This window comes from Paenibacillus sp. FSL H8-0537 (genome assembly GCF_038051995.1).
Lineage (GTDB): Bacteria > Bacillota > Bacilli > Paenibacillales > Paenibacillaceae > Pristimantibacillus.
This window is the reverse complement of the sequence record NZ_CP150290.1, coordinates 6,815,713-6,840,381: the sequence shown is the minus strand read 5'-3', so window position 1 is coordinate 6,840,381 and position 24,669 is coordinate 6,815,713. Positions and strand designations below refer to the sequence as shown.

Genomic DNA, 24,669 nt, shown 5'->3' with positions numbered 1-24,669 from the left:
AATCACTAAGCTGACCAAATTTATCTTGATTTATAAGAGGGGTATACAAATGAAAAATTTTGCTGATGTGCTCATTGAAGAAATCATACATAAAAACTCTGTATTAGTAGCAGGGTTAGATCCCGATTTGCAATACTTCCCGGATTATTTGTTGGATAGCGGTGAGGTGAGCGACCAAAAGGCTGGTGAGGCCATTTATCATTATAATCGAATTGTAATTGATGCAGTGGCCGAACATGTAGTAGCTGTAAAGCCACAGCTAGCTTATTATGAGGTTTATGGAAGCGAGGGAATTCGTGCATTAGAGAAAACGATTGCCTACGCCAAATCGAAAAATTTAATCGTCATCAATGATGCAAAACGTGGAGACATAGGCTCCACTTCAAGTGCATATGCAAAGGCATTCCTCGGGAATGGCTCCCTTGCAGGGGACATGGTTACCGTTAACCCCTTTCTGGGCAGCGATGGTTACCTTCCTTTCATAGAGGAAGCTGGAAGAAACGGAAAAGGATTATTTTTACTAGTGAAAACCTCTAATCCCTCTTCGCATGAAGTACAAGATGTAAGGCTGGAAAGTGGAGAATTGCTCTATATTAAAATGGCTGATGATATAAACAAATTAGCGCAGCAAACACTGGGAGAAAATAATTACTCCTTTATTGGTGCGGTTGTTGGGGCAACTTACCCAATGGATGCTGTGAAGGTGCGGAAAGCATTGCCGAGTTCTATTTTTCTAGTTCCAGGTTTTGGTGCACAAGGCGGAACAGCTAATGATTTAAAGCCCTTTTTTGATGCAAAAGGTTTAGGTGCCTTGGTTTCCTCATCTAGAGGCATCATCTATAACGGTGCTAAGGAAGAGAAGAAAACAGACGCGATCCTCTATGAATTTATTGCGAAGGCTGCTAGAGAGTCTAAAGATAAAATCAACGAGGTACGGCTTAGCCATTAATTATTTAGATGCTTATTAAATTTTATTATGAATTAAAGTGCAAGGACTTTGTCTCGGAAGCGGAGATAAAGTCCTTTTTTTGTTCATTAAAATACACCATAGGAAATCCTGTTAAATTGACCACTAATAAACATATGAAATATTAACCAATTGTAAAGGTATCTGTTTACATATTTTACGAATTATAATATTAAGAGTCATTTGGTGGAATAATCAGCGAAGAAGGGGTGAAGAATCGTGGTCAGTCATATTGTAATTAATCATGTAGTCAAAGGGAAGATTCATACCATCTTTGGAACGATGGACTTGTATCGTTTTAGTATAACAGATCTTTTGCAAGCGCCTTCACAATCCGTTGAACACCTAGCAGTAGTAAAACGCAATGGAGTAGATTGGGAAGGTCCAGTGTTATGTCGTTTTAACTCGGCTTGTATAACAAGCGAAGTGTTTAATTGCACTCGATGTGATTGTAAATGGCAGCTGGACAAGGCTATGGAGTTAATAAGTGCTGAAGGACAAGGGATTATTACCTATCATGCCTCTCATGAAGGACGAGGCTTTGGTCTGGCCACGAAGCTTCTTTCTTACAATAAGATGGATGAAGGACTTGATACGGTCGAGTCGTATTCCCAATTGGGAACGGGGATGGAGGATGCTAGAAATTACAGAGCGTCTATCGCAATACTCAATCATTTTAACATAACTGAGGTTAGGCTTATAGGGAATAATAGAAAGAAATACGAGGCCACACGCAACGCAGGTATTCAAGTCGTTGATAGATTTGCTTTAGTTTATGACGGAACCGATCAGAAAGTTCTTAAATACTTGAATAATAAGTCGAAAGAGCCTGAGCAAGATTTATTAAGAGATAGAATGAAAATAAATGTATAAGGGTGATATATTGGAAAAAATTTTAATAACGGGTTCTGGAGGGGGCATAGCTTCAGAGCTAATAAGGCAGTTAAAAGAGCGGGACGTTCAAGTAGTTGGTATTGATTTGAAGACTGGCTGTACAGCGGTGGACATTCCTATACATTGCGATCTAAGTGATGAGCAGCAAATAAGGAAAGCATTCGATTTATATAAAGATGATTTAAAAAACATAACGGGTATTGTTCATTTGGCAGGAATATATCCTAACCTCAGTCTTTCACAATACGATTTATCATTATGGCAGAAGGTTCACGCTGTGAATGTAACCTCTTTATTTATTATCGTGCAATTATTGCTAGAGCAAGGCTGTGATCGTTTACGCAACATTATTTGCACCTCAAGTACAGCTGCTAAAGTGGGAAGTCGCGACCCTGCATATGCCTCATCGAAAGCGGCACTTCTTGGTCTCTCAAAAAGCCTGAGCCTTTCGCTTGCTCCGAAGGGAATAAGAGTTAACTCCATATTGCCTGGAATTATAGATACAGATATGTCGAAGGTGCAAACCTCAGAGAGGCGCGACTATCATCGAAAAAAAACCTTGTCAAGCACAATTGGCAGACCTGAAGAGGTTGCTAATGTAATCGCTTTCTTACTTGGCGACTCCTCCTCCTATATATGGGGGGCTTCAATAGATATTAATGGAGGAATGACATTTTGAGTGGACTATTAATTGCAATGTGCGGGTTGGACGGGGCAGGGAAGACGACACAAATCGGTATGCTTACTAATTGGTTTAAACATAACAATGTGCAATTGTACAACACAAAGCAACCAACTGATCAATATAGAAATGATCCAAGAGTACGGTCCTATCTTGATAATGGGCAGGTCCATGACATGCGAGTGATTGCGATGCTGTCTGCTGCTGATCGAATAACCCATATGCATGATTTGGAGCAGCGTTTGGACTCGGGCGTTAATATTATATCTGACCGCTATATTTACAGTTCTTATGCCTATTTCAAAGTTCGGGGTATGGATATAAATGATATTAAAAACCTTTATGGTTCAATACGCAAGCCAGATTTAACTGTTTTTTTAGATATTAAGCCGGAAATAACCATTAAGCGAATACAGGCCCGAGATGGGCATCTAAAATATGAAGAAAAAGACCCTTCTATTTTTATTAATGTAAGGGAGGCTTTTCAAACGGTATTGCCTGAAGATGCTTTAATTATTGACGGGGAAAGAGATCCCCAAGATATTCATTCTGAAATTGTATTAAATGTAAAAGCAATGATTAGCGCAAAGGGAGGATATTCGTATGGAGTTAAATAAATTTGTTGAAGTTGTAGACCGTTCATTTACCTTAGAAAGCAAAACGGAATTAGAGCTAATGTGCGGCTTGCTAAAGGAACAGGTGAATCTACAGAAAGTTACAGAATGGCTTTCAGAATTGCGTCAAGAATCTGAGGATCAATTAGGCAATTTAGCGTCACTCATGGAAATTCATCCTTTGGGATTTGAAAAATATGTACTATGGAACAGCGAAGATTCCGGAATTCGTGGTCGCTTGCATTACTGGCCGCAAAATAAATGGCCTTTTGAAAGTATACATGATCATAGGTTTAATTTTGCAGTCATCCTATTATGCGGTGAATATACCCACGAAGAATATAAGGTCACGGAGCTTGAGATGGATAAAGTAGAGATTGAATTAACTCGCAGCTCTAAGGTAATAGAGGGTGACACTTATTTTTTTGAAGCTGGCAGCTTTCATCGCGTCATTCCAAGCAATGAAATGACGCTTTCCTTAATCGTTAGAAGCAAGGCGATATTACCTTTTTCAAGGGTAATAAACCCAGACGATTTAAAAATGAGAAAAGCTTATGGCAATGTGAAAAAGTTTAAAGATAGACTTCTAACCCTTGAAAACGCCCTAATATGACGGAGGAAATATGAAATTAACTAGAGAGCAAGCGGCATTATTAGAAGTGTCAAAAAGTGTGATAAATAATCAGCAACTAGCGGCTGATCATTTTCAGGATATAGATTGGACTATTTTAATAAATTTGTTACAGCAGCATAAAATTTTTGCCTTAACCTATGAAATTATAGCTCCTATCCTACCTGATAGCTTTAAAGAATTGTGTGAAACCATATACCAAAGCCATGTGGAAATTATCGATGAGAGAATGAATGAGATTAAATTATTATTTGATAAAGCCAGAGAAATGGAAGTGAATATTGTATTAAACAAAGGCATCGCTTTATCAATCCTCATCTATGACGATGCTTATAAGAGGGACTCTCGGGACATCGACTTACTCATTGATGAAAACGAGATGGATGAAATTAATGAGCTGTTAAATGTATGCGGCTTTTATTGTGCCATAGGAAATAAAAACACGTATCACATAAACAGGAAGGACCCAGACGATTTCTTTTATTTGGATAAGCCTATATTGAAAGCTCCGGATAGTCATGAATTTTTCGAGTTTTGGAAGCAGACCTATTCTGGAAGATACGTTGTACTAGAGACGGGAAGGCATTTGCATCAATCTATAAAAGAGATTACTTCCTTTCTGGAATCCACTCAATTTATTCATGTCCAGGGCAATGAAAATGTAAAAACCCTAGATCTCGAGCATAGCTGTATTGCATTGCTTGAAAATGCATTTAATGATGCCGAGGGGTTCGATGAGCGTATTCCAGCCCTTAAGAATTATATCGATATTGTCATGTTTATGAAAAAATATGAGCAAGCAATGAATGGGGATAACTTAAATAGATGGTTGGCTAAGTATGAATTGAACAGAGAGTCTGCTCTAGTTATAAGGCAAATTAAAGAGATATTTGCTGGCACCGATCTTTCATTTCTTGATTGTATAAAAATAGACGAGGCCATCCATCATAATCAATCCTTTTATGAATGGGATATCAGCATAACAGAGAGACTATTTCTTGATGCAGAGCAGCGTAAGAAAAAGATCGCTTTAATGAGTAAAAAAGCAGCTTTTAGCGGTCATAATAAAAATTATTGCGGGCCCATAAAAACAAACGATCAGCAGTGGCGACAGTTATTAGTAAACGATAATAAATTTGATCTGCACTATACCTTTGAATATGAGGAAAATCAACTTATACTCCGTTTGAACCTTTCCGAAGCAACATTAAATAGCCTTACTGAAAATCAGGAAATAATGATTTTTCTTATAAATCCGAATCCGGAATGCTCAGATTATTTCACCCATCAAGTTATTATTCGCAAAGAAAATAATAGGCTTCAACCCGTTGAAAGATCTAAATTTGCCCATGTGGGAGAAAAAGATGTTCTACAAGGCTGTTCTAATTTTCAAAGTGATAACGGGAGCTTGATCATTTATTTGCCTTATGACAACCTTGGAAGTGGCGATTATATTGGATATATTATAGGGGTCATAGATAATTTGCTAGGCAGAATCCCGCATTGGCAAACGGCACCGCCGTACCAGAAGGATTTTTGGACCCATATGCCCGTTTTAGAGGTTGTGAATCATTAAGTGGAAAAATGGGGGCGTAATAGTGGTATGGATATTATTTCTGTAAATGATATCACCAAAACTTATCGTCAGTATAGAAGATTCCCGGGGCTCCTTGGTTCCGTTAGGAGCTTATTTACGCGTGAGTATATAGAAGAAACGGCAGTTCGTCATCTTAGTTTTTCTATTAAAGAAGGCGAAGCGGTAGGTTATTTGGGTCCTAATGGTGCGGGGAAATCAACAATGATTAAGATGATGACCGGAATTTTGGTGCCTACTGCTGGAGAGCTGCGAGTACTTGGCAGCGTGCCTCATCAAGCGCGTAAAGATAACTCCCGGCATATTGGAGTGGTCTTCGGACAGCGAAGCCAACTATGGTGGGATCTTCCGGTCAAGGACTCCTTTGATCTGCATAAGTACATTTATAAGATACCTCCGATAACGTTTGAAAAGAATTTGGAATTTTGCGTTGAATTGCTAGCCATTAAGGATTTTATTCAAAAACCAGTGAGACAATTAAGTCTAGGGCAGCGGATGCGCGTCGAAATTGCAATGGCGCTCTTACATGAACCTAAAATTCTGTTTCTTGACGAGCCTACAATTGGCCTGGATGTGATCGCCAAGGACCAAATTCGGCAGTTTTTGCGTACTGTAAATCGTGATAAAAGAGTAACCATCGTTTTAACGACACATGATATGAAAGATATAGAGGAAATCTGTCCGAGAATGATTGTGGTGAATAAAGGGAGCGTCGTTTACGACGGGTCCGTTGTGGAGCTCCGCAATAGACTAGGGAATGAACGCCAAGTTGTTATTGATTTTCGGGAAGAACCAGGTTTAATAGATATGCCAGGCATAACACTGCTTCAAGAGGAAGGGTTAAGACGAACCTATTCTTTTGCAAAAAGTGATGCAAGCGTATTTGAGCTTGTGAGTCGAATTGCGGCTAAATATCCCGTTGAGGACGCTTCAATTGAAAGTGCGGATATCGATTCTGTTATCCGTAGGCTCTATCAACAACTGGCTGAAGCGGATTTAAAACGCCAAATTGGTTAAGGTGGATTAGGAATGAGAATGTATCTTATGTTCACAATGAAAGCTTTTTCTAACCAGCTAGCTTACCGTTCGGAGGTTTGGCTCCGTTTACTGGGCAACTTTGTCACGATTCTGATCCAGGTTGAAATCTGGCGAGCCGTTATTGGAAACGGCAGCGTAGCGGGTATTAAGGCCGAACAAATGATTACATACAGCATTATCAATACCCTGCTTTTTGCCCTGTTGTTAAATGGGGTAAGCAGTAAAGTAGATGGAAGCTTAAAATCGGGAGGGATTGCCTCTGAATTAATCAAGCCGCTATCGTACCCGTTATATTTACTTTTTGACGGGCTAGGCAACTCGCTCTATCAGCTAGCCTTCACCGTTGCACCGTCTCTCCTTATAGCGGGGCTGTTTTTCGGAATACTTCCACCTGCTACATCAACCAACTTTTTCGCTTTTTTATTGGCATTGATTTTAGCTCTTATTATTTCATTTCTTCTTGGTTATTTGATCTCTTTACTCGCGTTTTGGTTTATGAATCATTTTGCTCTTAGTTGGATGATGGGAGGCCTAATTACTATCTTCTCTGGCTCTTTTTTGCCCATTTGGTTTTTCCCCCCTACATGGGCTTCTGTAGCGAAAATGCTGCCATTTCAGTACATGGGTTATGTCCCGGCTGCCATATATTTAGGCAATATAACGAGCAGCGAGCTATGGCAGGTACTTGCCATTGGGGTAGGATGGATCGTTGGATTACTTGTCCTCGTTCAATGGCTTTGGACTAGAGCCGTGCGTCGCTTAGTTGTGCAGGGCGGATAAAGAGGAAGGCGGAAATTCATGACACTGCAGTTGTTTGGCAAGCTAGTTCGTTTATTATTAAAAGAAAGAATGGAGTATCGGGCTGATTTCATCCTTTCCGCTTTTGCTCAAATCATCGCATATGCCGGAGACTATATTATAATCTGGTTGTTTATCCAAAGGTTTAACACAATAGCTGGGTGGACTTGGCCTGAAATAGCCCTTTTGTATAGCATTGGTCTCTTTACATATGCATTAGGGGCATCCTTTTCTTTTGTACAGATGCGTGAATTGGAAAGCCAGGTTAGACAGGGCACGTTTGATATTTTGCTTATAAAACCTGTAAATCCTTATCTATACTTAGTAAGCAGAGGCTTCAACTTAGGGTACATCGCCCATATTTTAATCTCCGGTTCTGTTTTGATTTGGTCCATCTCGAAGTTGAATATGCAATGGACGCTGAGCGAGTACATATACTTAATGCTAGTCGTTGTCAGCGGTGCTATGATTTATGCTGGAATCCTCACCATCATCGGTGCTGTTTCTTTTATATGGATTAGAACTAATTTTATGTTCACCCTGTTTTTTAAATTAAAAGATTTTATTGCGTACCCTTTGCCGATATTCGGAACGTTTATTCAGTTATTGCTTACTGCCCTTGTACCACTGGCATTTGTTAGCTTTTATCCAGCGGCATTCCTTTTATCTAATGATGCCACCCTTTTGCCACAATGGGCAATGTGGATGGTGCCAATTGTCGGTCCCCTTTGTTATTGGGCAGGCTATAGGTTCTGGATGTATGGTGCGAACAAGTATCAAGGTGCCGGCGGCTGAGTTGTTGACCATGATGACATTTGTTTTAACATATACCAAGAAACGAGTAAAAGCAGTCCTTCCTTCGGAAAGGCTGCTTTTGCTCGTTCGAAGGGCCTTTTTTTTTTGAGGATTGCCGTGTCTCTATCGGATTTGCATACTCCTTGTCGGAGTTTGTCATTTTGCTGTCATTGGGTAGAGTTATACTTATTTATTAGTAGGAATAAAGAACCAATCAATAGTGAAGAAGAATTATTAGGAGGACTATCGTGAAGAACAAACTAGTCAAAAAGCTTGTATCATCAGCAGTTGCAGCATGTCTATTGTTGTCGTCGTTTGGTATGGCATTTGGTGCCACAGCAGCAGCGGCAACCCCAGCCGATATTGAAGGGCATTGGGCACAAAGCCAAGTTTCAGAGTGGATCGGCAAAGGGCTGATCACAGGCTATGAGGATGGCAGCTTTAAGCCGGAAAATCAAATTACAAGAGCTGAATTTATAACACTGGTTAATCGTGCATTCGGTTTTACCGAGCAAACGGAAATTTCGTTTAGTGATGTGCCATCTACAAACTGGGCTTATGCAGATATCGCGAAAGCGGTGAAAGCAGGCTACATTTCCGGCTATGCGGATGGAACAATCGGAGCCTTCAAGCCGATTAGCCGTCAAGAGGCTGCGGTAATTGTCATCCGTCTTCTGAAAATTAATCCGGCATCCAGCACTACGGCAGCAGCTTTCACAGATGCGAATCAGTTTGCCAGCTGGAGCAAGGATGCGATTGGCACAGTCGTGGCTGAGGAGATTATGAAAGGCTACAGCGCGGACAATACGTTCAAGCCAGCAGCCTTTATTACTCGCGCAGAAGCGGTAGTAACGCTGAACCGGGCAATGGAGTCGCAAGCTACCGTTTATGATACGGCGGGAACTTATGGTCCAGCTACTGGAGTTGAGACGGTTAATAAAGATGTCGTTGTTAGCACAGGCGGTGTGACGCTGCAAAACATGGTCATTAATGGCGACCTGTTATTGGGCGAAGGCATCGGCAACGGTGATGCGTTTTTGAATAACGTCAAAGTAACGGGAACAGTCACCGTTCAAGGCGGCGGCGAGAACAGTATCCATTTTAACGACTCGGTGCTTATTGATATTGTTATCGACAAAAAATCAGGCACGGGAACCGTACGTATCGTGTCGGAAGGCTCAACAACCGTTGCGCTTGTTATGATTAATTCATCTGCCATTATTCAGGAATCTGGCTCAGCAACGGGCTTTGGCAATGTAAACGTAAATGCTGCACTGCCAGCAGGCTCGAAAGTAACCTTGCAAGGCTCGTTCAACACGGTCAATGTCAGCGCTCAGCAAATTCAAGTTGACCTGCCGACAGGCACTGTTCAGCAGTTGAATGTCCAGTCAGGAGCAACAGGCTCGACAGTTAACCTTGGCCAAGCCAGCAGGGTTAACACGCTTGTGCTGGATACGGTTGTGAAAATGTTAGGCCAAGGTACAATCGTACTGGCTACAATTAATACGGGAGGCGCGGGGACGACTTTTGAAAATCCTCCAGCTACTCCAGCTCCAACAGCAACTACAACAACGGGATCAACTGGATCGTCAACAGCAACACCGACACCAAGCGCAACGCCGACGGCTACTGCAACGCCAGAGCCAACAGCAACAGCAACGCCGGAGCCGAGCGCAACAGCAACACCAGAGCCAACAGCAACGCCTGAACCGACAGCAACACCAGTGCCACAGGCTCCAACGGCATCCGATGTTTTTATTAGCGGGGCAGCGACTGTTGGGGAAACGCTAACGGGCAACTACACTTACCAAGATGCAGATGGCGACTTGGAAGATGGGACAGCTTACGGATGGTATCGTTCGGATGATGAGAATGGATCGAACTATACGCAAATTGACGGAGCAAATGACTCAACCTATGTGCTCAGCGAGGAAGATGCGGGGTATTATATCACCTTCGAGGTTACGCCAGCGAATGCAGCAGAACCAACAATTGGAGATACCGTTAAAAGTACAATTACGGGCGCAGTGAAAAACGCTCCCGTTGCTCCATACGTAGAAGGAGTTCAAGTTACAGGTGTACTTGCAGTAGGCCAAACGTTAACAGGGAATTATTACTACTGGGATACCGATGGGGATGCAGAAGAGGGAACAACCTATCAGTGGTATCGCTCAGATGACTACGAACAGACCATTCATTATACAGCAATTGATGGAGCGACAAGCTTAACGTATGTGCTTGGCAGCGAAGATGCTGGCAAATTTATTACTTTTGAAGTGACGCCGAAAAATGCAGCGGCTCCTACAACAGGACAGGCAGCGAAAGCTGTAAGTCAAGAAAGCGTAATGGGGCAGCCTGTTATTTCAGTAGACGGTTCGTATTCGAACCACTTGCCAATGATTACGATTGGCGAACTGACTGCTGGCAGCGTGGTGACGGTTTACGACACAGATGGAACAACAATTCTGGCCTCTGGCACGGCAACTACGGATACTCTGACGCTTGCACTGAATGCTTTAGCGCCGGGAACACATACGATAACCGCAAATGCAGCAGATTCATTGCGGGAAGCGAGTCTGGACTCTGAGGAACTGGAGTATGAAGTGAATGATATTGCTATTTTGCCGCAAAATCATTTCTCATTAGGATCGAACCATGCCATTGTGTTGGACGCGATAGGCCAAGTGCTCACATGGGGTGCTAACTGGAATGCGCAAATTGGCAATGGGACGACGACAGCTTCTCCTAACCGATTTACAGTGCCTAACTTGCCAAGTGATATTATTGCGGTACAAGCTGGCTTTGGCCATTCCCTGATTCTGACCTCGAAAGGCGACGTATGGCAATGGGGCCGGGGCTCAAACAACACACCAGTTAAAGTGAACGGGATTGATCATGCTATTGCGATTTCAGCAGAAGGCGGCACTAACTCACTTGTATTGAAAAGTGATGGAACGGTATGGACATGGGGAGATTATTCACCGCTTGTTCAAGTACCAGGCTTGGATCATGTGCTCGAAATCCAGGCTAGATACGCTTCCTCCTATGTTTTAAAAGCTGATGGAACCGTCTGGGCTTGGGGCGACAATACAAATGGTCAGCTAGGCAACGGCACGACAACAAGCAGCAATGTTCCGGTTCAAGTATCGGGACTAACTAATATTGTTTCCATGAAGATGGGCAACCAGCATGCTCTTGCCTTAAGCGTGACAGGAAGTGTATATGCTTGGGGCTTTAATCAAATGGGCCAAGTAGGCAACGGAACAAATGCCAATCAATTGGTTCCAGTTGAACTTGAGGATCTGCCGAAAATTACTCTGCTCGGTGCAGGGAATTATCAATCTTTTGCACAAGATGAAGCTGGAAATGTATATGCATGGGGCAGCAACCAAAGCGGCAAGCTAGGTTTTGGCCATACCAATAATACAAACACTCCCGGCATTGTTGGTGGCATTTCAAATGTCATCGCGATCAACGGAGGGGGCAGTAATACAACATATGCTCTAAAAGCAGATGGCAGCTTATGGGCTTGGGGCGACGGTGCTGACGGCATGCTTGGTGAAGGTGGCAGTGGTGAGCGCTATACACCTGGAATCGTCAATAATTTGAATTTGCTGTTTACACCATAAAAAGGAAAAAAGATACATGCAGGCTGCCTCGTGGCAGCCTGTTTTTTTTATATCCTTTGCAGGGAGAATATGGTTCATAATCCGTTCAGAGCGATTTGATAAGATGAATTTAGTGAAAGCTTACAAGCTTTTACAGGAATGTAGCCGATAGAAGGATGGAAGTAATCTGGTTTTTCGCTATTTTATGAGGAAAATACAGGGAGGCGAAGGAATGCCCACAACAGAAAGTAATATTGGTGAGAATAGACTTACGCAGCAGAATATGGAGCGGGAATGGCTCGCTAGTCAATTAAAGTATTCGAATGTTCAGCGCGGCAAGAGGGGAAATACGATTTATTTAACGGCTGCTGATTTTACTTTGACTTCTGAATATTTAAAGGATACGACATGCGATTATGTTATTCATGCGGATACCGTTTGCTTGTCGGGCAAGCTTGAGACAAAAGGAAAAGATATTACCATTAATGCCCGTATCATCTCCTCTGAGGGAGAGGCTGTAATCGATGCATCAGGTGAACAACCCGCAATCAACTTTACTAAGACTGACCATGCTGAAGAAGGTACAGGGGCAACCAATCCTGGCCAGCCAGGCGGGGATGGTACAGCTGGAAAATCTGGATCAAATGGCTACAATGGCGGCGCTATTACATTGGCGGCAGAGAGCTTCGAGCTGAAGGGTGAATTAAAGCTGATCGCTAACGGCGGCCAAGGCGGGCGAGGGGAGAATGGCGGAGACGGAGGCAAAGGCAAAGGCGGTAATAAGGGAGTAGACTACCAGGTTGGTATTTTCTTTGACGACGATCCAACGCCAGGCACCAATGGCAGCAACGGAGGCCGAGGTGGGAATGCTGGAGCATCTGGAGCTGGCGGCAACGGAGGGGATATTATAGTCGGATACGTCATCTCCGCCAATGAGCACTACATTACGATGGAGAACGAGGCGGGCAAGGCCGGTGAGCAGGCAAAGCCGGGCATGGGAGCAGCCGGTGGAAAAGGCGGTCAAGGCGGCTGGTTTTTTGAGACTGAAACTGTGCGAATGTACATGACAACTAGCAAAAGATATTACAAAAGTGAAACGCGTAGGGCGAAAGACGGAATAGATGGAACAAACGGCAACGATGGCGAGTATAAGGCAGCTGCGGCAGACGGCAGGCCGGGACGCTGTGGAATGAAAAATGACGGCAGACCTGCGCCTATTGAATATACCGACTTCTTTGGCAGCTTTAATGTAGTTCATCGGTCAGACGCTTCCAAACTGCTCGTTTTCGATCAGCGGCTGATGGGTTCCCTAGAGCAGAAAAGCCTCACGCTGCACAAAGCCAGCATTGCTTATCTGGCTTCGAGCGAGGAGCGTTTGGAAGAAGCGGCAGTTCTTCTGAGTTGGCTGCTTAAAACAATGCCGAATGCAGATTGGTTCGAAGAGCTTCGCTACGCGGTGCTGCATGAGGTGCATGATAATGAGGTGCATCGGTTTGAAGATTTCAAAAGCCGTATGCTGGAGGTTTCGCTTCAGTGGTTGGCTCTGCGTAACAAAGCGGCTATCCTGATTGCCCAGCTCAGCCAAGGGCTTGATTATTTCGGGCATCCTTGGAACTGGGTTCCGCTCATGCCGTTCGACCGCTATTTGGAGCTTGGCGGCAACTTAATAACGGCGGCTCAGCAAGCGGAGGATTTATATAAGGATTATTTAAACGTGCAGGGCAACCAAGACAGCCAGGTACGGGTCATAAAGGACGCCCTCGCTCAATCCTCGGACAAAGCAGCGGAAATGGAGAAACGCCGAGAATTGCTCGTTAAAGAGAGAAACGAGCTTAAGCATTATATCGACGCGATGCTGAAGGATGTAAACAGCAAAGGCGAGGAGCTGCAAACGAAAGCGACTGCGTTTGTCGAGGCGTTGAAAAACGAGCTGCGTGTGGAGTCGCTGAAGATAACCGTAGATATCGTTGTTACATGTGTTGCTTTGGCTACGGGTGTAGCTCCTGTAGTTGGAGCGCTTAGAGCTGGCGGTGCTTTGGCATCGGCGATTAGCAACCTGGCGACTGAGGGCAAGACGATTGTCATAGACGAAACCTTCAAGAGCGATAAGAGCATTAAGAAGGAGAAGAAAGAGAAGGAGAAGGAGCTGTCCAAATCGCTGGATTCGGTCAAGAAGACTGCGGCAGCCGGCCGTGCGCTGTGGGAGAAGGGCGGCGGCTTGATCGACCTGACGAAGCAGATCAACAACGCACAAGATCATTTCGGATATAATACGACCCTGATGACGATGTCGCGGGAGGAATTTGAGGAAATGCTGAAGCCGGTTTACAATAAGGTTCCCGAAAAAGCGGGGGAATACCGGAAGACATTTTATGAATTCCTTAATGTTGTCGAGGATTATCAGAATAAATCGTCAGCCTACAGTGCGTATTTCCTAGAGGACGAGAAGCTGTCGGCTGAACTGATTGAGCTTCATGCCAATGAGGATCGCTTGCGCCAAAACCTTGGTGATGGCATGGATGCAAGCTTGCCGCTGTTCCATAATTATATTTTTGAACGCTTCAGTCAGGCTAGGCTTGCCTTGATCGACTTCCTCTATCAGGAATATCAGGCATTCCGCTATATGACTTTGGGAGATGATCGCTTCCCGAAAATCAAAGACAGCCATGTCGCAGAGCTGAGCGGTATCCATGCCGATGTGGTCGTCAAGCTGAAAAATATGCTGAATGCCGCAGATAGCGCCATTCAGCCGTTTGAAAATATTAAGTTTATTTTTAAGGAGGAAACGTTCCCGGAGCAGTTTGCAGCGCTGCGCGCAGGCGACGCGGCTGTATTCTCTCTATCCCTTGACAACCTTCTCATCCGGAGCAAAATCGCCGGAAAAGCACATATGATGGTGAGCGGCTGCCGGGTTGTGCTGCCTGGAGCGCGTGAGACGGACGGGGAAGTATATGTTGATTTTATGCACTCTGGCTCTTCCACCTTCCTTGATCGGGAAGCGAGGCGCCATGATTTTATTCATAAAAGCAGCTTAGGCTTGTATCAATATGAAGTGAACCTTCAGCCCGAAGGAGAGAAGCGCAGCTTTATGGCAGGCGGCGTCGTAGGTGATGGCCGTACCCGAATTATGCCAGGACTGTTATCCGTCTGGTCTATTAAGGTTCCTACCGTTGATTTGGCGGGCATGTCAATTAACGATGGCGTTAATTTGCACAACGTCAACAGAATTGAGATGATGGTTGAAGGCAAGGCAGAGGCATACGCCTCGCAGCGGACAAATGACCGTTTGAAGGGATTTGTAGTATCCAAGCCAAATGTGGATAATGCGGGTGATTCCGAGCTGTTTGCAGCAGCTTCGGTCGAGGAGCAAGAGATTCGCTATACGGTCATCGAGCTGTAAGCGGCATTTAAAATGCAGGCATGAAATAGATGACTTATAGATTGTGAATGATTGTTGGGGCCAGCTCACGGATGAGCTGGCCTATTTATTTTTTCGAAGGGCATAATGATAAAAGGGGTAATAATAAGATGTAACACATGTGAAAAGGCAAAGGAGTGGGCTTATGTATAAGGTCGGAAACTTAGGATGGATGGTTTTGGTTGCAATCACGCTCATGATGACGGCCTGTGCAGTTGCGCCAAACACGGCTCCGAAGGCAGAAGAGACAGCTGCACCACAAGTGCAGCCGACAGTTGAACAGCTCCCCGAGCAGGGGCAGCCCCAGCAAGAGCAGGGGCAGGAACAGGAGCCAGTGGAGGGGCAGCCTCCGACAGCGCGGGAAGCGGCAGCGACCGTCATGAGGGCGATTAAGAATAGTGATATGCAAACCGTTGCAGCTTGGGTACATGCAAAGAAGGGAATTCGCTTTTCACCCTATGCTTACGTTGACGTAGAATCAGACCTTACCTTTAAGCAAGATACGCTAAACGGTTTAATGGAGGATTCCAAAACATACGTCTGGGGGACGTCTGCTGGATCAGGCGAGCCGATTCATTTGACCTATGCAGATTATTATAAACAATTTGTTTATGATGCGGATTTTGCAAAGGATGGCACAATCTCGCTGAACGAAGTCCAGGGGAAAAGCACAACGACCAATAATCTGAACGAAGTGTATCCGAAGGAAAGCTATGACTTCGTGGAATATTATATTGACGGTATTGATCCGGCAGTTGAGGGGATGGACTGGCGCAGCCTGCGTCTCGTGTTCGAGAAAATAGGGGATGATCGCGCACTTGTTGGCATTATTCACGATCAATGGACGCCGTAAGAAGGAGCTGCGGCAGATCATGGAAGTGCATAATCATAACGGGCTGTGTGGTCTCCACTTTGTTTGGGTTGTCCTCGTTAAGGGGAATAATATTGCAGCAACGGCTTGCAGTGTGTAATATCACTAACTAGTTAGAACGAGGAGAGCTGCCTGCAAGGATATGATCAAACTTGGAAGGGGTGCTTCACATGTCAAAATTAACGGTTGGATCTGAAAATAATGCTCCGATTGAGCTTTTTTATGAGGATCGGGGGACTGGAAAACCGGTGGTGCTCATTCACGGCTGGCCGCTGAGCGGACGCTCGTGGGAGTATCAGGTGCCAGCGCTGATCGACGCTGGCTATCGTGTCATTACCTATGACCGCCGCGGATTTGGACAATCCTCTCAGCCATGGGAAGGCTACGACTATGACACCTTTGCTGCAGATTTGCATAAGCTGCTTGAACATCTTGACCTGAAAGAGGCTGCACTCGTGGGGTTCTCAATGGGCGGTGGCGAGGTTGCCCGCTACATGGGCACTTATGGAACGGATCGGATTCAAAAAGTCGTCTTGGCGGCAGCTGTCCCGCCATACCTATATAAAACCGAGGGCAATCCAGAGGGCGGTGTCGACGATGCCCTGATCAAAGAGTTTGAGGACGGGGTAAAGCAAGACCGCCTGGCCTTCCTTGATGGATTTACTAAAAACTTTTTCGCCGCTGGGGACAAGTCGGATCTAGTAAGTGAGCCGGCTCGCTTATACAGCCGCGATATCGCCGCTTTTGCCTCCCCGAAAGGGACGCTAGATTGCATCAAAGCGTTTGGATTCACCGATTTCCGTGATGATTTAGCAAAAATAAATGTGCCGACACTCATCATTCACGGGGATTCGGATGCTATTGTGCCATTTGAAGTCAGCGGAAAACGGTCGCACGAAGCCATTCCAGGCAGCCGGCTTGCTTTAATTAAAGGCGGCCCGCATGGCTTAAATGCGACGCATCCCGAAGCCTTCAATAAAGCCTTGATTGCTTTTCTGAACGAGTAACAATAACAATAAGAATTAGGATTAGGATACGGTCTAGCACATAAAAACCGCTGAAAACCAACCAGCCCGTATAAGAGCTCGCTCTAGGCAGGTTGTGCGGACTGAGATTTCGCTATTCTTGCTTTTGATACGATTTTAGGCCGTAAGCGGACAGGAAATTCGTTATAGCCCTCCTCATCCCGGCAAAATGACGATTTGCAGCACATTAGCAGCGCCTGAGTCCGCAGCCTGCTGCATAACCCGTGATTTTATTGAAATAGGGTCTGCTGTGTCCGTCAAATTTATTTTTGTACAGGGAGCAGTCCTATGAAACGAGAAGCATACAACGAAAAGCAGGAAGCTGCCTTGCTTCAAGTTTTCATGTGATAGAGTAAATGGTATAATTTAGCTATAATGTGGATGAGGAGGATGGTGTGATCAAGATGAAAGCCTTGAAGGAGATTGGCAGCTGGGTAAGCACTTTCGGCATAGCAGTTGTACTTTCATTAATTATTGGTGTATTTGTTATTCAGCCTTATAAGGTTGATGGTCATTCTATGGACCCAACCTTGCAGGATAAGGAGCGAATTTACGTATCGAAAATCTCGCATACGTTGTCCAAGCTTCCGGAATATGGCGATGTGGTCGTGATCGACAGCCGAGTGAGCAGAGAACGGCATTTGACGGATGATCTAATGGAGCATCCGCTGCTTCAGCTATTTATGAAAAATAAAACGAATGATAACGCAGTATTTTATGTGAAAAGGGTGCTTGGCAAACCCGGCGATGTGCTGGAGTTTAAGGAGCATAAAACCTATCGCAATGGCGTGGCGCTGGACGAGCCTTATCTGAATGAAACGATGAATTTTGTTTCAGATAAACAATGGACTGTTCCTGAGGGGCATATTTTCGTCATGGGCGATAATCGCAATCATAGCAGTGACAGCAGGGAAATTGGATACATTCCGCTTAATCATGTGATGGGAGTTAAAAAGTTTCCTTAATTTTTTGTTTAGATCCTCTTCCTAATCGTTTAGCATCCATAACATAACTCTAAGGGCCCTCAAAGTGAGGGTTCTTTGCGATCTCCAAGACTTTGTCATTTTCCTGTCATTGGCAAGGGCTATACTAGAGCTAATGGGCATTTATCAAAATGATAAGGAATGAGGGAAAGCAATGAAAAAAGGTTCAATCATGAAATTAGGTTTGATTTTAACTTTGACTCTCAGTTTGTTAAGCGGTTGTATCACTTCGTCCAGCTCCATAACGGTCTCCTATAGTAATGGGCTGCCAGATACCTCGGAGCATGTATTTATACGTTATTCCGATGGAACGGTCACACAGGTACCGGATGTTAACGTAGGGGCAGCATCTGTAGCTGTAAATACCTATGCCAATAAAACCATGATGGGTGGTTATGTGACTGATGGTCAGGTTAGCTGGATTCCCACTCGTTCATATGGCAGCCAATCCATAACGTTATCAAACATTAGTACGTATAAACCGACAGAGGCCGTCGATTATATGACTCTGGCTGAGCCCCTGCATGCGGACGTCAATTTTCCGGATTATACAAGCGTCACTTTTTCTGTTTATGATGCGAATGATACGCTTGTGACGGGACGGACAGAAATATTTATTCAGACAAGCAATCCGAACTTCGTTTTTGTTGATATGGATACTGATCGTGCCTCAAGCGATACAACAACTGGAGGGATGTCCTCTAATACGACTAACGGACTTGTGAAGTTTTTAATTAAAAATAACAATGTTAATGTTCCTGTGAATTCGGCACAATTAGCGGTATACTCGGGTCCGAAATTGATTACGGACAACTTTTTTCATGTCGTAACAGATATTCAGGTCAGTGGGTCTGGAGGTATTGATTCAGTCGATGTGGGTCAATCCTTAGCGTTAAATGCGACAGTCCTTCCAGTCGATGCAGCTAATTCAGCGTTCGTCTGGTCTGTTGAGGACGGCACAGGCTCAGCGACGATTGATGCAAACGGGCTGTTGACGGCCGTATCGTCTGGAACAGTTACAGCGATAGCAACTGCCGTTGACGGTACAGGTATTGTAGGAAGCATGGACGTAACGATAAATGTGCCTGCAACACCGACGCCAACCCCAACCCCGACGCCGACACCAGAACCGACGCCAACAGCGACGCCTGTTCTGGTATCGACTATAGCTTTGACGGGGGAAGCCGTTGTTCAGACTGGCGGAAGCATTCAATTGGCAGCAGAAATTGCGCCTGTGGATGCAGCGGACAAATCGATCGTTTGGTCGGTTGAAAATGGTACAGGCACCGCAACCATTAATGCCAGCGGCTTATTGACGGGCGTGTCCGCAGGTACGGTTACTGCGAAAGCGACAGCGGCCGATGGCTCGGCTGTATATGGCTCGCATGCGGTTGTTATTCAAGCACCATCGAGCGGCGGAAGCAGTGGAGGCGGCTCTTCGACTACACCTGCAGCGACAGCAACTCCTACAGCCACGCCAGTGCCGACACCGGTGCCAGCACCTCAAATAAAGTTCAATGATAAAATCGTTAAGATTGATGATGTTATCACCAGCCTTACGAAGCAGGTAGAGGAAGTTAAAGCTAACCCAACAACCGTCCAATTTACGGATACGGGCTCCCACTGGGCCAACAAGACGGTAAACATTTTTGCTAAGCTTGGCATCGTTAAGGGCTATGAGAACAATGCCTTCCGTCCGAATGCAAGCATTACCCGGGCTGAATTTGCGACTATCATTTCCAAACTATTTGGCATAAATGGGCCTGCCTCAGGCAGCAGCGAGTTAAGCGATGTTGCGGGCCACTGGGCGGAAACAGCGATTGGAAGCCTGCAAGCGTCAGGCGTGATTTCGGGCTACAAGGACGGCACATTTAAGCCGAATCAGGAAATTAGCCGCGCCGAAATTATCGCAATCCTTGCTAAAATTATTGACCTTGATCGTGTGAATGCAGCAAATGCGCCGGCTTTCACCGACATTAATCAAGTGTGGAATAAGGAGCAAATTGAGAAAGCTGCGGCAGCTGGAATCGTCAGCGGGGCTGGCAACGGAACGTTCCAGCCGAATAATCAAGCGTCCCGCGCGGAAGCTTTGACGATGGTGCTGCATGTATTGCAATTGAATCCCGAGCTTAAAGCGCTTCTGGAAACCTTGTAGTTTATATATTAAAAAAGAAACCAAGCAGCGCGTGCCGATCCTGGATCAGCACGCGCTGTTTGCATGCGTAATAAGTGGGCGCAGCGATTTTCCTGTTGACCAAAGCCCTAGTTTCACTATATATTTGTAATACAGAACTTTAATTCTTATTACTAATATTTTGAGGAGGGTTATTATGAACCCCGCTTATCATTATGACGTTCACCTGCCAAAGCATGCGAGTGCAGGCCAAACATACCCTGTTATTTTCACCCTTCATGGGAAAGGTTCGAATGAGGCAAACATGCATGGACTTGTAGCACCTTTAGCGAACCAGTTCATCATCATTAATATCCGAGGCGACCTTAGGCTGGGTGCCGGATACCAATATTATGAGCTGAAGAGCCTAGGCAACCCGATTCGGGACATTTTTGACCGGGCGGTGCAGCAGCTTGAAGCATTTATTGAGTATGCGACGGAAAAATACCCGATAGATGCGAGCCAGCGTTATTTGCTGGGCTTTAGCCAAGGGGCGATTTTATCGATGACGCTTGCGCTTACGATGGGTAACAGGTTGAAAGGCATTGTTGCGCTGAACGGCTATGTGCCTGAGTTCGTCAAAACCGAATATGTGCTGCAATCGCTGACAGACGTCTCGGTTTTTGTGTCGCATGGGGAATTTGATTCCGTGTTTCCGATTCGGATTGGGCACGAAACAGCAGATTATTTTCAAGCGGTGACGCCGCATTTGACCTTTAAGACGTATCCGACCGACCATGGCGTATCGGAACAAAATCAACTGGATTTTCTAGGCTGGCTAACTAACGATAAGGGAGAACAAACACTATGATGCCTGCCTATTTTTTCGCCCATGGCGCACCGTCCATTGTATTAGAGAATAATGGCTATACGGCTTTGTTGAAAAGCTTTAAGGAGCAGACGCCAAAGCCAAAAGCAATTGTTCTTTTCTCTGCCCATTGGGAGCAGGCGGTACAGACAGTTGGCGCTGCCCCAGTGTACAGCACGATTTATGACTTTTCTGGCTTTCAGGATGAGCTGTATCAAATGACGTATCCGGCAGAAGGCAAGCGCCAGCTCAGCGAGGATATTCAAGCCTTGTTCGCTGAGCATGGCATTTCAAGTGTGCTGGATGAGGAAAGAGGGCTTGATCACGGCGCTTGGGCTGTACTTAAGCTTCTTTATCCGGATGCGGATATTCCCGTCATTGCGCTTTCGGTCAACCGCCATTTAAACAATGAGCAGCAATACGAAATCGGCAAGGCATTAGCTGCGCTTAGAGAGCAGGATGTGCTCTTAATTGGAAGCGGCGGCACCGTCCACAATCTCAGAAGGCTGAATTGGCAGTCGGAGGGGATTGACGAATGGGCAGAATCATTCGATAATTGGCTGCAGAGCAAGCTTGAGGCATGGGATCTCCCGGCGCTTTTCAACTATAGGGAACAGGCTCCCTTTGCGCAGGAGGCTGTGCCGACGAACGAGCATTTTATCCCGCTCCTGCTGGCTATGGGTTCGGGCGACAAGTTGCGTCAAGCATCCCTAATTCACCGCAGCTACCAGTTCGGCAATTTAAGCTTGAGCTGTTGGAAGTTTAACTAGAAAGCAGAAGCAGAAGAGAAGGCGAAGGTCATGACGGTTGGGACAAAGGCAGTGATCGACAGAGCGGTTATTTTCGCTCTCGCTGCCGTTTTTATTTTTCAGCAGCTTACACACTTTGAGCCGCTAGTTTATGTGCTGGGCGGACTTTCCTTTTTGGCGGTGCTCCTGCTGCTGCCTAAGCTTAAGGGAGTAGCCCTGTGGCTTACTCTCTTTTTTATGACTGGCGGAATGGCTCTAATGCTGGTGCAGCATCAGGCTGCCGCCTATTGGTTTAAAGCCGCGAGCATGAATGCGACGTTGGTGACCTTATTCGTATTTGCCCCCTTGTTCGGCATTCCAGTAAGGCTGCCGGACTATGTCGCAGCGCTGAAACGCTTCTATGAAACGCGTATGCGCAGCCATACAGCCCTGTTCATCGGCACACAGCTTATGACGCACATAATGGGCGGGTTCATTAACGTCGGATCTATTCCCGTCGTCTATCACTTGGTGTTCGTTAAGCCGCGTTCAGGGCGCTTATCCGGGCTGCTGGCGAATGCTTTAAATCGCGGCTTTGGAGGCGCGATTTGCTGGTCGCCCTATTTTGCCGCAATGGCGCTAGTTACCTCGGCGCTCCGGCTCAACTGGTCAGCGCTCCTGCCCTATTTAATAGGGCTGTCGCTGATCAGCCTGCTGGTAAGTGTGGTTGTTGATTTCAAGCGGCTGCGAGCGAAGGATGAGGTAAGCGAGCTTGTGGCTGCGGAAGCAGGAGAGTGGAGCAAGGAAGCCACGGAGGTGGTCGAGAGTCAGAATGGACAGAGCAGCGAGAAGGATAACGGCAGGCGGGCGTTCTTTCCGATTGGGCTCGGCATCTATTTGCTGCTGGCGACGGCGGCAATCCTTCTGCTGGAGCAGCTAATTGATCTTCCGATGGTGCTGATTACGTGCATGGCGGCGGTCGTTTTTCCGCTGCTCTGGTGCCTTGCGAAAGGCGCTCTGCCGACATTCCGGCAGGGACTGAAGAACCATTTAACCGTCACGCTGCCCGCTTTGCAAAAGGAGATTACGCTGTTTTTAGCCGCCGGCTTTTTCAGCGGATCGATCAGCGCTACAGGCTTTGGGAATGTGATTCCCTCCCTACTTGGGCATATCCCGCTCCCGATCGCATTATCGTTCACGATTTTCACAATCGTTCTGATTGCTTCGACCTCGTTAATTGGCCTTCATCCGATTGTATTAGTGACGATTCTCGTGAACAGCATCGATCCGGCCGCTGTACAGATTAGCCCGATTTATTTCGCCGTATTGCTGCTGGGAAGTTGGGGGCTGTCCAATCCGATTTCTCCCGCTTCGGCGGTGAATAATTTGCTGGCGGGGCTTTTCAATAAGTCGGTATTCGAGCTGGCGAGGCCGAATTATATATTTGCCGCGATTATGGGGCTGGCGCTGCTCCTGTATTTAATGATGATTTGAATGAAATAAGGCTTGAGACAATTTTTGAAGGAATAGCCTAGCGGAGCTGCTACTCCTTCAAAATCAACCCAAACAGTGCCACAAACACATAAGCCTGCTCCCGAGAAATAGTGCAATCCTTCAAATCCTCGGGGGCTACGGCAATCCCATTGAATTCGCAGGTGCTCAAATCAAGGCCAGCCAGCTTCGTATTTGAAAATTGGGCTTGGTCAATTTGGCATTGGGAAAGCTCAAGTTTTTGCAGCTTTGCAAAGCTGAAATCGCTTTTGCCCATCGAGCTATCCTGAAACGATACCTGCTTCATATCGGACATTCTAAAATTGGCGTAATCGGCCAAATTATCCTTCCAGACCATGTTTCGCAGCGTAGCGCCAGTCAAATTGATGCCGATCATTTTGCAATTTTTGAACACGGTCCGGTGGATAATGGCATCGCTAAAGTCGGCATTCGACAAATCGCATTTGTCGAAAATCACATCCGTCAATTCGACCTCGTTCAGCGCAGTCTCGGTAAAAGTGACATTTTTGAAAATGATTTTGTCGAAAATCACCTTGCGAGCCTGCTGCCCATCCCATACGCAATCCTGGATCATGCCCATTTCAAAAAAAGCATGAGATTGCAGCTCAGTCTGCTCCAGCACAGGCAGTTCAGCCGGCAGGATCGGTGCCTCAATCGCCATCGCTTTTTTCTTTTTACTCATACGATCATCTCCTAAACTTCTTCCAGCTGGTTTGTCCATATTCAACCTTTAAATATTCAATGGTGTCGAGTATAAAATATTGCGATAATCACTCGGCGTCATGCCCTCATAGTGCTTGAAGGTTCGCAGAAACAGCTTATAATCGGAAAAACCGCATTCTCCGGCAATTTCCTTTACGCTCAAATTTGTGTTCAGAAGCTTCAGCTTCGCCCGGCTGATGCGCTGCGTCAAAATATAAGCTTTAATGCCCAGCCCTTTCTCCCGCTTTACAACCTTCGAGATGTAATCCTTATTAAAGTTGAACACCTCTGCAATTTTACGGACATTAATGTCCAGATGCAAATGGGCATCAATCCATTTGCAAATGTTATCGACGATGGCGTGTGGGGCATGATTTTGCTGGTCAATCGTCCGTGTAAGCTCATTCAATAATAACAATAACGCGGCAGTTGCCTCCTCAGCCGAAAAAGAAGAAACATGCAGCAGCTGCTTAAACAGCTGATTAATCTTCGAAGGCCCTTCAATGGGCACATGGGTTGGATAGCTCCGATATTGCTCCACCATCGTACCGTAATGCACCCAATAAAAGCTGACAGGCGATTCGCTTTTCCGGTACCCATAATGAGTCAAGCCGTGTCTTAGAAGCAGCATATCTCCCGGACGGACGATATACTCCCTGTCTTCCTCGGCGATGTACATTTCGCCCTCCAGCATCATAATAACCTCATCATGGAGCGTATTTCGTCTCATGTGCGACCAGTTGCCTTCGGATATGAATTTACCGCATAGGTAGTGACTCAGCTTTTCATTCATATAGACTGATTTATCCACCTTTTCTTTGATTATGA

The 24,669-nt window shown here is 45.6% G+C and carries 20 protein-coding genes; 18 read left to right on the top strand and 2 right to left on the bottom strand.

What is annotated here, in order from left to right; all coding sequences use genetic code 11:
* Positions 1-49: 49 nt before the first annotated feature.
* The 18 genes from pyrF (at position 50) to MHB80_RS28880 (ending at position 23,121) form a co-directional block, all read left to right on the top strand.
* Positions 50-949, top strand: coding sequence for an orotidine-5'-phosphate decarboxylase (pyrF, locus tag MHB80_RS28965; protein WP_341280162.1), 900 nt, complete (start codon positions 50-52; stop codon positions 947-949).
* Positions 950-1,186: 237 nt separating this feature from the next.
* On the top strand, positions 1,187-1,840 hold the full coding sequence (locus MHB80_RS28960; RefSeq protein ID WP_341280161.1) for a hypothetical protein: 654 nt from the start codon (positions 1,187-1,189) through the stop codon (positions 1,838-1,840).
* Entirely contained in the window at positions 1,833-2,540 is a 708-nt protein-coding gene (locus tag MHB80_RS28955) for an SDR family oxidoreductase (RefSeq protein WP_341280160.1), read from the top strand. Before MHB80_RS28960 ends, MHB80_RS28955 begins: the two co-directional genes overlap by 8 nt.
* Positions 2,537-3,160, top strand: coding sequence for a dTMP kinase (gene tmk, locus MHB80_RS28950; RefSeq protein ID WP_341280159.1), 624 nt, complete (start codon positions 2,537-2,539; stop codon positions 3,158-3,160). Before MHB80_RS28955 ends, tmk begins: the two co-directional genes overlap by 4 nt.
* The gene (locus MHB80_RS28945) at positions 3,147-3,770 is read left to right on the top strand and encodes a hypothetical protein (protein ID WP_341280158.1); all 624 of its coding nucleotides are present in this window, start codon (positions 3,147-3,149) and stop codon (positions 3,768-3,770) included. The genes tmk and MHB80_RS28945 overlap by 14 nt, the downstream gene beginning before the upstream one ends.
* A 10-nt stretch (positions 3,771-3,780) precedes the next feature.
* Positions 3,781-5,364 carry a nucleotidyltransferase family protein gene (locus tag MHB80_RS28940; RefSeq protein ID WP_341280157.1) on the top strand — a complete coding sequence of 528 codons (1,584 nt, stop codon included), beginning with the start codon at positions 3,781-3,783 and terminating at the stop codon, positions 5,362-5,364.
* Between the two features lie 27 nt (positions 5,365-5,391).
* Positions 5,392-6,399 (top strand): ATP-binding cassette domain-containing protein, encoded by a 1,008-nt coding sequence (locus MHB80_RS28935; RefSeq protein WP_341280156.1) that lies wholly within the window; start codon positions 5,392-5,394, stop codon positions 6,397-6,399.
* A gap of 12 nt (positions 6,400-6,411) precedes the next feature.
* Complete coding sequence (locus tag MHB80_RS28930; RefSeq protein WP_341280155.1) at positions 6,412-7,200, top strand: ABC-2 family transporter protein; 789 nt, start codon at positions 6,412-6,414, stop codon at positions 7,198-7,200.
* A gap of 18 nt (positions 7,201-7,218) precedes the next feature.
* Entirely contained in the window at positions 7,219-8,013 is a 795-nt protein-coding gene (locus MHB80_RS28925; protein ID WP_341280154.1) for an ABC-2 family transporter protein, read from the top strand.
* Between the two features lie 248 nt (positions 8,014-8,261).
* The gene (locus MHB80_RS28920; RefSeq protein WP_341280153.1) at positions 8,262-11,642 is read left to right on the top strand and encodes an S-layer homology domain-containing protein; all 3,381 of its coding nucleotides are present in this window, start codon (positions 8,262-8,264) and stop codon (positions 11,640-11,642) included.
* Between the two features lie 211 nt (positions 11,643-11,853).
* Positions 11,854-15,021, top strand: a complete 3,168-nt coding sequence (locus MHB80_RS28915; protein WP_341280152.1) for a hypothetical protein — start codon at positions 11,854-11,856, stop codon at positions 15,019-15,021.
* A gap of 163 nt (positions 15,022-15,184) precedes the next feature.
* Positions 15,185-15,892 carry a hypothetical protein gene (locus MHB80_RS28910; protein ID WP_341280151.1) on the top strand — a complete coding sequence of 236 codons (708 nt, stop codon included), beginning with the start codon at positions 15,185-15,187 and terminating at the stop codon, positions 15,890-15,892.
* Positions 15,893-16,080: 188 nt separating this feature from the next.
* Entirely contained in the window at positions 16,081-16,917 is an 837-nt protein-coding gene (locus tag MHB80_RS28905; protein WP_341280150.1) for an alpha/beta hydrolase, read from the top strand.
* Positions 16,918-17,339: 422 nt separating this feature from the next.
* Positions 17,340-17,900 (top strand): signal peptidase I, encoded by a 561-nt coding sequence (gene lepB, locus MHB80_RS28900; RefSeq protein ID WP_341283113.1) that lies wholly within the window; start codon positions 17,340-17,342, stop codon positions 17,898-17,900.
* 172 nt (positions 17,901-18,072) lie between these two features.
* Positions 18,073-20,073, top strand: a complete 2,001-nt coding sequence (locus tag MHB80_RS28895; protein WP_341280149.1) for an S-layer homology domain-containing protein — start codon at positions 18,073-18,075, stop codon at positions 20,071-20,073.
* 175 nt (positions 20,074-20,248) lie between these two features.
* On the top strand, positions 20,249-20,902 hold the full coding sequence (locus MHB80_RS28890; protein WP_341280148.1) for an alpha/beta hydrolase-fold protein: 654 nt from the start codon (positions 20,249-20,251) through the stop codon (positions 20,900-20,902).
* Positions 20,899-21,669: a class III extradiol ring-cleavage dioxygenase gene (locus MHB80_RS28885; protein WP_341280147.1), complete on the top strand. Its 771-nt coding sequence runs from the start codon at positions 20,899-20,901 to the stop codon at positions 21,667-21,669. Before MHB80_RS28890 ends, MHB80_RS28885 begins: the two co-directional genes overlap by 4 nt.
* Before the next feature lie 30 nt (positions 21,670-21,699).
* The gene (locus MHB80_RS28880) at positions 21,700-23,121 is read left to right on the top strand and encodes a hypothetical protein (protein ID WP_341280146.1); all 1,422 of its coding nucleotides are present in this window, start codon (positions 21,700-21,702) and stop codon (positions 23,119-23,121) included.
* A gap of 49 nt (positions 23,122-23,170) precedes the next feature.
* Here MHB80_RS28880 and MHB80_RS28875 read toward each other — a convergent pair whose 3' ends face one another.
* Positions 23,171-23,821 (bottom strand): pentapeptide repeat-containing protein, encoded by a 651-nt coding sequence (locus MHB80_RS28875; RefSeq protein WP_341280145.1) that lies wholly within the window; start codon positions 23,819-23,821, stop codon positions 23,171-23,173.
* Between the two features lie 48 nt (positions 23,822-23,869).
* On the bottom strand, positions 23,870-24,634 hold the full coding sequence (locus MHB80_RS28870) for an AraC family transcriptional regulator (RefSeq protein ID WP_341280144.1): 765 nt from the start codon (positions 24,632-24,634) through the stop codon (positions 23,870-23,872).
* Positions 24,635-24,669 lie beyond the last annotated feature (35 nt).

Coding starts and splice junctions, on each gene's coding strand:
- pyrF (WP_341280162.1), top strand. CDS start 50: ATGAAAAATTTTGCTGATGTGCTCATTGAAGAAATCATACATAAAAAC.
- MHB80_RS28955 (WP_341280160.1), top strand. CDS start 1,833: ATGTATAAGGGTGATATATTGGAAAAAATTTTAATAACGGGTTCTGGA.
- MHB80_RS28945 (WP_341280158.1), top strand. CDS start 3,147: ATGGAGTTAAATAAATTTGTTGAAGTTGTAGACCGTTCATTTACCTTA.
- MHB80_RS28940 (WP_341280157.1), top strand. CDS start 3,781: ATGAAATTAACTAGAGAGCAAGCGGCATTATTAGAAGTGTCAAAAAGT.
- MHB80_RS28935 (WP_341280156.1), top strand. CDS start 5,392: ATGGATATTATTTCTGTAAATGATATCACCAAAACTTATCGTCAGTAT.
- MHB80_RS28930 (WP_341280155.1), top strand. CDS start 6,412: ATGAGAATGTATCTTATGTTCACAATGAAAGCTTTTTCTAACCAGCTA.
- MHB80_RS28925 (WP_341280154.1), top strand. CDS start 7,219: ATGACACTGCAGTTGTTTGGCAAGCTAGTTCGTTTATTATTAAAAGAA.
- MHB80_RS28915 (WP_341280152.1), top strand. CDS start 11,854: ATGCCCACAACAGAAAGTAATATTGGTGAGAATAGACTTACGCAGCAG.
- MHB80_RS28910 (WP_341280151.1), top strand. CDS start 15,185: ATGTATAAGGTCGGAAACTTAGGATGGATGGTTTTGGTTGCAATCACG.
- MHB80_RS28905 (WP_341280150.1), top strand. CDS start 16,081: ATGTCAAAATTAACGGTTGGATCTGAAAATAATGCTCCGATTGAGCTT.
- lepB (WP_341283113.1), top strand. CDS start 17,340: ATGAAAGCCTTGAAGGAGATTGGCAGCTGGGTAAGCACTTTCGGCATA.
- MHB80_RS28895 (WP_341280149.1), top strand. CDS start 18,073: ATGAAAAAAGGTTCAATCATGAAATTAGGTTTGATTTTAACTTTGACT.
- MHB80_RS28890 (WP_341280148.1), top strand. CDS start 20,249: ATGAACCCCGCTTATCATTATGACGTTCACCTGCCAAAGCATGCGAGT.
- MHB80_RS28885 (WP_341280147.1), top strand. CDS start 20,899: ATGATGCCTGCCTATTTTTTCGCCCATGGCGCACCGTCCATTGTATTA.
- MHB80_RS28880 (WP_341280146.1), top strand. CDS start 21,700: ATGACGGTTGGGACAAAGGCAGTGATCGACAGAGCGGTTATTTTCGCT.
- MHB80_RS28875 (WP_341280145.1), bottom strand. CDS start 23,821: ATGAGTAAAAAGAAAAAAGCGATGGCGATTGAGGCACCGATCCTGCCG.
- MHB80_RS28870 (WP_341280144.1), bottom strand. CDS start 24,634: ATGAATGAAAAGCTGAGTCACTACCTATGCGGTAAATTCATATCCGAA.